General features: G+C 60.4%; 2 protein-coding genes and 5 pseudogenes. 3 read left to right on the top strand and 4 right to left on the bottom strand.

The window, feature by feature from the left end; all coding sequences use genetic code 11:
• Positions 1–9: 9 nt before the first annotated feature.
• Entirely contained in the window at positions 10–1356 is a 1347-nt protein-coding gene (locus AS156_RS30270; protein ID WP_066507399.1) for an IS5 family transposase, read from the bottom strand.
• A 222-nt stretch (positions 1357–1578) separates the two neighbouring features.
• On the opposite strand from AS156_RS30270, the pseudogene AS156_RS41360 reads away from it, so the two are divergent.
• A pseudogene (locus AS156_RS41360) lies at positions 1579–1924 on the top strand (IS481 family transposase); the annotation flags it as partial.
• Between the two features lie 75 nt (positions 1925–1999).
• Here AS156_RS41360 and istB read toward each other — a convergent pair.
• Positions 2000–2856 (bottom strand): annotated as a pseudogene (gene istB / locus AS156_RS46240) (IS21-like element helper ATPase IstB).
• Positions 2853–4074 (bottom strand): annotated as a pseudogene (gene istA / locus AS156_RS30260) (IS21 family transposase). The pseudogenes istB and istA overlap by 4 nt, the downstream one beginning before the upstream one ends.
• 167 nt (positions 4075–4241) lie before the next feature.
• Between istA and AS156_RS41355 the strand changes: the two are divergent.
• Positions 4242–4840 (top strand): annotated as a pseudogene (locus AS156_RS41355) (transposase family protein); the annotation flags it as partial.
• 963 nt (positions 4841–5803) lie between these two features.
• Here AS156_RS41355 and AS156_RS46140 read toward each other — a convergent pair.
• The gene (locus AS156_RS46140) at positions 5804–6793 is read right to left on the bottom strand and encodes a LysR family transcriptional regulator (RefSeq protein WP_430641821.1); all 990 of its coding nucleotides are present in this window, start codon (positions 6791–6793) and stop codon (positions 5804–5806) included.
• 1137 nt (positions 6794–7930) lie between these two features.
• On the opposite strand from AS156_RS46140, the pseudogene AS156_RS41345 reads away from it, so the two are divergent.
• Positions 7931–8870: pseudogene (locus tag AS156_RS41345) on the top strand (Mu transposase domain-containing protein); the annotation flags it as partial.
• Between the last annotated feature and the right edge of the window lie 311 nt (positions 8871–9181).

Raw genomic sequence — 9181 nt, 5'->3', positions numbered from 1 at the left:
AGTCGTTCGTTAAGAAACCGAATTGAGCTGGGCCGGGCAGGCGAGAGTTGGCCATAGCAATCCCAGGAACAGGCCCAAGAGTTGTTTGAGCCAGGCGAGGATGCGGCGGAAGTTGTGACCGACGGCTGAGAGGATGACGTTGGCAGCGTCGCCGGCACGGCCTTTGAGGTAGCAGCGGCCGAGGTGACCTTCGGCCTTCATGTGTCCGATGATGGGCTCGATGGCGGAGCGGCGGCGCAGTTCGCGCTTGATGGCGCCGAAGACACCGCGCTTCTGGCCGGAGATGAAGACGCGCCGTGGATTTTGTGCGTCGTGGCCACGATATCCTTTGTCGACATAGGCCCGCTCGATCGAACAGCCGGTGAGGGTCTCGGTGCGGTCGATGACGTCCCGCAAGGTGTGACCGTCGTAGGGGTTGTCGGGCAGTGCCTTGGCGTGCAGCACGAACAGGCCGCCGGGAGCCCGGCGGTTGTTGGTGACGATGGAGGCCTTCACGCCGAACTCATAGGGCGCGGCGGCCTTGCCCTTGCCGATGCACTCCACCTCCGGGGCGTGGAAGGAATAGAGCTTCCAGCCACGCTGGCGCTGCTGCTGCGAGCGGATCTGGCTGGCTCGGCCAAGCGGAAGCGCGAACGTCTCCTCCTGTGCTGGCTGGCCCTCGATCTTGCGGCGGATGTCGCGGATGATCCGGCCCAGCCTGCTGCGCAGGATACGCAACTGCCGCTGATGCCGCCCGAACTGTTTGGCATGAGCGTAGCGACCCGCCATCATCGCGGCTGCCTTGGCCACGCGAGAATAGGATTGCCGCAGCCTGACGCCGTGCTGTCTCGCCAGGCGGTTGAGCCCCCTGATGGCCGCATGCAAGAGCTTGGCATCGGTCGGAAAGGTGATGGCCTTCGGTTGCACCGTGGTGTCGACCGTAACCCGCTTGAGGTCCTGGCTGCGCAACGCGCCGGCCTCATGCGCCACCCGCAGGCTCTCAGCCAGCAAAAGCTCCAGCTTGTCGCCGAGCCGCTTGCGCCAATGGCTCAGGTCCGAGCGCTCGTGCGGGAAAGCGTGCTGGAAGAACTCTTCGCCGGTGAAGAACTGGAAATACGGATCGTGGACCCAGCGCTCGCACACCCCCTCATCGGACAGCCCGTAAATTTGCTTGAGCAGCAAAAGCCCGATCATGAAACGGGTCTCGATCCCGGGCCGGCCGTTCTCGCTGTAGAGCGGAGCGATCTCGCCGTCGATCCAGTCCCAGTCGATCTTGCCGGCGAGCAGAACCAGCTCGTGCTTCATGTTGATGATCTGGTCCAGCCGCGCCCGGAACAGATCATTTGATCCCGTCGTCTTGTGCTTCTTTGGTCGCATCGTCCTCTCCGATGCACCACAGAATCACGGCTCACGGCAAAGGGGAAGTCACGAACGAATTTGCAGGGTTTGCAGCCCTCAACCTTCCAATCCCTGCAATCTCAAACGGATCTCAATCGAAAAAACAGACTCCAGCTCAATCGCTTAGAGCCTTGTTCACAGGCGATTATTTAGTTCCAAGCTTTAATGGTGCTTCTTATCGCACAATTCGAAGGATGCGCTATGGGACAAGTTCTACACGGCTGCGCCACCACGACGGAGGCGCGGTCCGACGAGCAATACAAAATAGTCAAGAGAGCCTGAGAGGGCTTGCCAAGAGCTACGGCATGAACCCGAAGACGGTTGCGAAGTGAAAAGGACGCGAGACTGTCCCGATCTACCGACAGGTCCCAAGGACGCTAAATCGACCGAGCTTTCCATTGATGAGGAGCGATCATCGTCGCTGCGGCATATGCTATTGCCGCTCGACGATTGCCTCTACGCGCTCCAGCCGACCATCCCGCACCTGACGCGATCATCCCTGCATCGCTGCCTTCAGCGCCACGGCATCAGCCGATTGCCAGAGGTCTGTCAACGGGCAGCGAACTTTCCGCGAGAATGGGCTTCCAAATTTCCCTAGGTGACGGCGATTGTGGTTCGGGCATCAGCCGCCATCGGGATCGTCATTGGTCCTTCCAGGCGGGCGGCCGCGGCGCTTGGCTGCGGCGGATTTGTGAGCGGGCGCGAGCGGACGTTTTCCGGTACGAGGGCGGCGTGGTGGCGGAGCCGATAGCTCGATCCCTCGATTTGGATAACAACGGCGTGGTGAAGCAGGCGATCAAGCAATGCTGTGGCGACGACGGCATCACCAAAGATCTCGCCCCATTCGGCAAAGCCGCGGTTCGAAGTGAGGATCATCGCGCCTTTTCGTAGCGGGCGTTGACCAACTGGAAGAACAGATTGCCGCCACCGGGCACGACCGGGAGGTAACCGATCTCGTCGACGACAAGGAGGGAGGCGCGGGCGAGGAACCGCAGGCGCTCGCGCAAAGTGCCTTCGCGTTCGGCTTTTGCGAGGGTGGTGACGATGTCGGCGAGCGTGGCGAACGCGACGCTCTTTCCAGCCTTCACGGCCTCGACCGCGAGCGCCGTCGCGAGATGGCTCTTGCCGGTGACGGGCGGCCCCAAGCAGATGGACCAGCTCAGCGCGGTCGATGAACTTCAATTCGGCAAGCGCTAGGATGCGATTGCGATCGAGCGAGGGCTGGAATGCGAAGTCGAAGCCGGCGAGCGTTTTGACGGTGGTCAGGCGAGAGCTTCTCAGCGCGATGCTGACACGGCGATTGTCGCGCAGCGTCAGCTCCTCGATAAGCAGCTGATCGAGCGCCTCAATCCAGGTGACCTCACCCTGTTCGACTCGCCGGAGCGTAGTGTCCAGTATTTCCAGCGCACGTGGCATCTTGAATGCGACCAGGCTTTTCTTGACACTGTCGATCGCTGCCGACTGCGTGTGGATGCTCATGGCCGGCCTCCCGATTGGGCGAGCCGCTTGCCGACGGCTTGGTAAAACTCCAGCGACCGTCGTGGGACGTGATCGCCGGCCCGGCCGACGAGGGCTTCGGACGCGCCAGGTCGCGGCCTGGACCGGTTACCCCCTTGGCGATGTTCGGGTGCGACGCGGGTTCGCCGGCGGCCTTCCAGAACGGGATGGACGGCGACGATTTGGCCTTGATCGAGAATGCGGATTACATCGGGCAATTGCTGCACCTCGAAAATGCTAATAGTTGCCGCCGATCGACACGAGCCCGTCGTGGCTGACACGCCGCTCGAGCTAACGCGTCGAAAGGCCCTGCCGGCAACGTCTGCAGCTCGGGCCTCTCGGCGGCAAACGCCTCAACGACGACTTTCTGCGTGGTGCCGTGCACGCGCACGTTGGCGACGGTCATGAGCCAGTCATCGAGCTGGCTGTTGAGATCGTCGAGATTGCGGAAGCTGCGCGCGAGGAAGAAGTCCTGCCGGATGTAGCTGAACGGACGCTCGACCTTGCCCTTGGTCTTGGCGCGGTAGGGCCGGCAGGCCCTCGGATGGAAGCCGTAATGTTGTGCGAGCGCCAGGAGCGACCGGTTATAGACGATGTGACCATCGCCGTCCTCGCCCGTCACGGCTGCCTTCATGCGGTCGTAAAGGATCTCATTGGGACGCCCGCGATGACCGCAAAAGCCTGCATGTGGCAGCGCAGCAGCGTCTGCAGGTCCTGATGCATGACGAAGCGCGCGAAGATGAAGCGCGAATGGCCGAGCACCATCGAGAACAGCCAAATGATCCGTGTCACGCCGGGCTCGTCGGTGAAGATGGTCACGAAGCGAGCAAAGTCCACTTGTGCCTGCTTCCCGGCAGGTGTCTCAAACCGCACCTCAAAGGGTTTAGGTGCGTTGTCGGGACGGATCGCAGCCGCGAAGCGTTTCACGGCCGTGTAGGCGCCGCTGTAAAGCTCGCGCGTAAACCGGACGGCACTCAAGTCCGGGAATGCGGCGATGCGCTCACGCAGATAGTCGAGATAGGGTGCGAGCTTGCTCGGCCGGCCAGCCTGCCGAGGGCCATAGGCGGGCGGCTCGAGACCACGCGCGATGGATTTGCGGCTCGTTTTCGGGTCGCGCCCCCTGCGCCGGGCAATCGCGCTAATCGACAAGCCCTGACGGTAAAGGTCCAAAATCATGATGAGATCTCCAAGCTGGATCATCCGCGCCGCCCCCCGAATCAATTCGGGTGACAGGATCGGGCGCGGCTAGCCTGAAGGGGCCATGGCGCTACGGTATTTGGGGGCCTCCGCGCCGTGGCCCCTTCAGGCTGAGATGCCAACTAGGGAATTTTCGATGCCCATATTTGGGGAGTATTCACCGCCCAGTGACAGAGGTCGAAGGCAGCAAGCCTTCGAAGAATAAGCTCAAGTCTTATCCAATCGGCTATTCCACATCGACATTGCCGAGCTTCACGAAAGCGAGCTTTACCTCTATGTTGCTATCGATCGCACCAGCAAGCTCGCCTTCGTGCGACTGGTCAGGAAGGGTAGGACCTCAGCTGCGGCTTTCCTCGAAGCTCCCATCGCGGCTGCTCCTACAAGATCCACACGGTCCTCACCGACAATGGGATTCAGTTCAGCTTCCTGCCGCGCTACTCGGATGGCCCGACGACAAGATACGTGACGCATATGTTCGATATGCGCTTCCAAGAGAATGGCACCGAACATCTGCTGACCAAGACCAAGCATTCCTAGACCAATGGCCAGGTCAAACGCATGAACCGAACGATCAAGGAAGCGACCGTCCAGCGCTACCATTACGATCGACACGATCCGCTCGAAGCTCACCTTGCCAACTTCATCAACGCCGACAACTACGCTCGGCGGCTGAAGACCCTGAAGAGCCTCACGCCTTACGAATAAATCTGCAACTGCTGGACTTCTAAGCTAGATCGATCCGCTCCAGCAAATGCCGGGACCAAACACGTGGCCCAAGACCAATCGACAACCTAGCGCGCCGGGCGTGACCTGCCCGTTGCCGCGGAGATCAAGGTCGATGTTCGGCTTGAAACCGTCTGTTTCCGCCACCGTCCGGTCTCCCCAGCGACAAGCGTTCGCAGTCGGGATTGGGCGCTCGTTCTTTGCGAGTTGCGCTGAAGATGATTTGTGGGAAGAGTATTGCGATTCCAAATCCGACAGTTGAAGTATCGTTGTTCTGCGAACGCTAAGGAATGGACCAACCGCCTCAAGCCGACCTTGCGCCATGTTCATGTCGCTGACGAGAAACTGCTCGTTAACTACTCCGGCCACACGCTTGAGGTGATCGATGGGCGCGTGGCGCAGATCTTCGTCGCCCCTCTCGAGGCCTCGAACAACCTACGCCGAGACCAGCTTCAGCCAAGAGCTTGCCGGACTGGATCGGCTCCCACGTCGGCACGGCCCGCCACCAACGCTCCCTGATCGAGATCATCCTGCGCTCGCGCGCTGGAACGATCTCCAAACCCCGACCGTCCTGACCAGGCAGACCATTTCCAGCACACATAAACACTCAATCGTGTTCGCCTGCGCAAGATCACCATCGTCTGGAACCGTGATCAGGATCGCTTGGATCGCTGATCACGAGCCGCAGTCGCGGCCAACGGAGTAAGTTCGTCGTCCGTTAGCAAGAGTTTGAGCGCAGTCGAAGGTCGGAGTGCCGACCAGAGATCGCCGTACTCCGCGCCTCCCGTTTCTTTGATCGCATTTGCTCCCGTGCGTCCACCGAATCTCGAACTGCTGAGTCGAAGGAATCTCGAGCGAATTCGCAACTTCCAAGGAACGCTCTCGAAAGCTAGCGACCTATAACCGTAGAGACGTCAGAACCAATTGTCGATTAACGGCTCGGACTTTTTCACCGATGACATGCACATGAAGCCGGCGTCATCATTCTCCTGTTCGTCGCAGGCCCTGTTCAGTGAGTATTTAAGACCTCCGAGGGTTGCTGGGGCTTATGCATTGTGAACTCCCGTTCACACGGTCCCGCTCTAGTCGGACGCGGCATAGGAATCCAGTCTTCGTATTGCTGCAACGCAGCAAATATAACATTAACCGCTAGACGCGTGATCCCAACGGACTCATTTGACCTGCAGACGACCGACGTCCACCAATGAATTGGAGAGCCTTCCAAGGGCCTCCAAACAAATTGCTTTGATCCGGCTTCACCGCGCCGCTTCAGAAGCCGCTCTGTCGCGAGCACCACTGCAGAATCGGCACTGAGAAACGCCTTCGTCATACTCGCGCAATGCAGAATGCGCGGAGGGACATACCCTCCGGCTCGGCAAAAATCCAGGAGTTCATCGTAAAGGCCCGGGGCGAAATGACGCTGAAATTGCACCAGCGCATACGGTCTCAACTCGGGAAGGCGCAGTTTATCAAGTTTGGCGAGCGGGTGCTCAGCCGCGATCACCACGCCCAGCAATTGCGCAAGCGGCGCCGACACCCGAAGACCTCGTTTCTCAAAGGGGTGGCGAAGAACGCCAACATCTATCTCGCCAGCAGCTAACAAACTCCGCTGCTCCGCTGTAGTCGCCTCGACGAGTTGGACTTCCACCTGCTCGCGCCGAAGGCGCCTTACGACGCCTAACAGCACTCCTCGCGAAGTTTCGGGGGGAAGCGCGATCCGAAGGCGACGTGAGTGATTCGGCGATAGCAACCGCGCCCCACGCAGAGCAGCCTCAAATGCTCTGACAGCAGCACGCGCTTGCGGCAGAAACGCCTCACCAGCTGCCGTCAAACCGACCTTCTTGCTTGTACGGTCAAATAATCTTACGCCTAGCTCTCCTTCCAAATCGGCAATTCGCTTTGAAAGTGGCGGCTGGCTCATGTTCAAGTCGCGAGCCGCCCTCGCAAAGTTGAGAGCTTCTGCCACTGCCAAAAAATAACGCAAATGTCTGATGTCCATTTTGTTGATTATAGAACTATATTTTTTGTCATCAAGGCTACACATTGTCGACGATCTCACAGGAGCGTCTCCGTCGTTGGAGGACTGTCAGGCCAAGCTCATGAATCGCCCCCCAACAGAGCGTCGGCGCGGATGGCAGCTTGATTTTTAGGTCGGACGGCAAGTCTCAATACGTCTACGCGGCATTGCAACACGGGAACTGGGCACCTCAACTGTCCTATTAACGCATTCGTCGTTGGCCGGCTCCCATTGCTCCCCACCCCCGCCGCAGGGTCCGGCGCGTGGAGTGCTCGATGAGGCTTGCAAGTTAATCGGCCTGTCGGAAGCAGGATCCGGCATGCTTTCCGCAGCTCCGAAATCGCGGCCGCAGGAGATCTGGAGATAGGGCACGAGCCCGAATTGGGTGGACGATCCATGACGTTGGTGGCCAAGGAGCTCAGCTTGCGGGAGAGAGACAGCGCTTGGATCCGACATCAGCGGCGCAGCGCCTCACCAGCGGCGGACCAGGCCGCGGAGATCGCTCGTCTGCGGCGGGAGAACGAGCCGCTGGGCATGGGGCGACATTAAAGAGTCGATCGCGATCTTTTGCCGGAACCCGGACATGAGCTTCCGCGTCATCGAGGACCGCCGCGAGGCCTCTCCCGTGCGCCTGGATGTGCGCCGTGCGGAAGGTCTCACCGGCCGCCTATTACGCCTGGCGTGCGCTCAGTGAGCGCGCGCCGCCATCAATGTCACTTGTGGCCATCCGGCAGATCATCGGGACAGCGGCGGGCACTATGTCAGCTCTCGGATTCACGCAGCGCTGCGGGCGCTGGGACGTGGCTCCCGCCGCGACCGGATCCAGCGACTGATGCGCCGGTACGGGATCCGCGCCTTCATGGCACCACCGAGCGGGATTCGCACCATCGACAGCCGTCATAACTTGCTGCCTATCGCGACGAACCTAATTACCGCGACATCACGGTCGCGGCGCCGAACCGGTGCGTGTCGGCAATTTCCGGACACCGATTTCGGTAATTTGCGGACAGCGATTTCAGTAATTCCGGGACAGGGATTCCGCTAAATCGCGACAGTTACGGAAGGTTGGGCTTCGGGAGCGCTCACGAAATGTTCTCTCTCAAGCTGAGTTGAGGGGCGATGCCGAGACCGAGGCAAGCGAAACGAACCACTGTGAAGGACCAACGATCGATCCTGAGGCTGACGTACGAGCAGGACCTGTCGGTCCGGGAGATCTCGGAACGGCTGCAGATCAGCAAGCGCTCGAATGCCCCCTACTTTGTTGCGGGCGCGTGAAGCGGGTTTGAGCTGGCCGCTGCCGCCGATTTACGAGAGTGAGGCGGCCTTGCAGCGAGCCTCATTCCCCTTGCAGCGAGCCTCATTCCGGCGGGTCGGAGGCTGTCCGCAGAACCTGAATGCACCTGAGTGGCCACGGGTGGGCAGGAACTCAAGCGTAAGGGCGTGAGGCTGACGCTGCTTTGGCAGGATCGGACGGCGCATCCCGACGGCTATGGCTACACCTGGTTCTACGAGAAGTTTGTTGCGGTGCTCGGGGCCTCGTCGCTGGCCTTCGCTACGGGGAACTTCGGTTCAGCGACTGCCAGATTGGATCGAAGGCCAGGCTCAAGCCTGTCGTACTTCGGCGGAGTTCCCAACGCGATCGTTTGCGACATTCTGCCGAGGTCGTCGCGTTGTGGTTCGAACCGACGCTAAATCAAACCTTTGCCGCCATCGCCGAGCACTACGACACGACGATTTTGCCGACCCGCGGCCGCAAGCCGCGCGACAAGGGCAAGGTTGAAAGCGCGGCGTTGATTGTCGAGCGCCGGATTCTGGTCGGGCTGCGCCATCGGCGGTTCTTCAATCTGACCGATCTGAATACTACGCCGGTGGTTTCCTGGAGGAGCTGAACAATCGGCCGATGCACCATATCGGCCAATCCCGCCGGCAACTGTTCGACGCAGTCGAGCGTGCTGCGTTGACGCCGCTGCCGAGCGAACCGTTCGAATACGCCGAATGGAAAACGGCGAAGGTCCATCCCGATTATCACGTCGAAGTCGATAAGACCTTTTACTCGCTGCGAGGCTGAGATCGGACCTATCTTAGTGGGTCAGCCTCCGCCAGCACCGTGAGCTGCGACGCAACGCCGCGACGCAGAGCGGCGGCCTTGAGTAAACTGCATCGACAGTCCATGGCGCGCTGAGGACCGCCCCTTCGGCCCAAACCACCAAGCTTGCAAACCTCACGCACTTATGTGGCCGACGTCGTCACGACCTTGAGCTGACTTCGCGTTCAAGGCGCCGTCGTCTCGTGGAAGGGCCGCCGACGTGCCCCGCAAAGGGATCGAGGATGGGCCAGGGCCTAGCGCCCGAGGACTGCTCGACGCTTGCC

This window comes from Bradyrhizobium macuxiense, assembly GCF_001542415.1.
Taxonomy (GTDB): domain Bacteria; phylum Pseudomonadota; class Alphaproteobacteria; order Rhizobiales; family Xanthobacteraceae; genus Bradyrhizobium; species Bradyrhizobium macuxiense.
This window is presented reverse-complemented; position numbering and strand designations above follow the sequence as displayed.

Bases quoted from the DNA above. Each gene is read 5' to 3' on its own strand.
- AS156_RS46140 (WP_430641821.1), bottom strand. From the start codon at position 6,793: ATGGACATCAGACATTTGCGTTATTTTTTGGCAGTGGCAGAAGCTCTC.
- AS156_RS30270 (WP_066507399.1), bottom strand. From the start codon at position 1,356: ATGCGACCAAAGAAGCACAAGACGACGGGATCAAATGATCTGTTCCGG.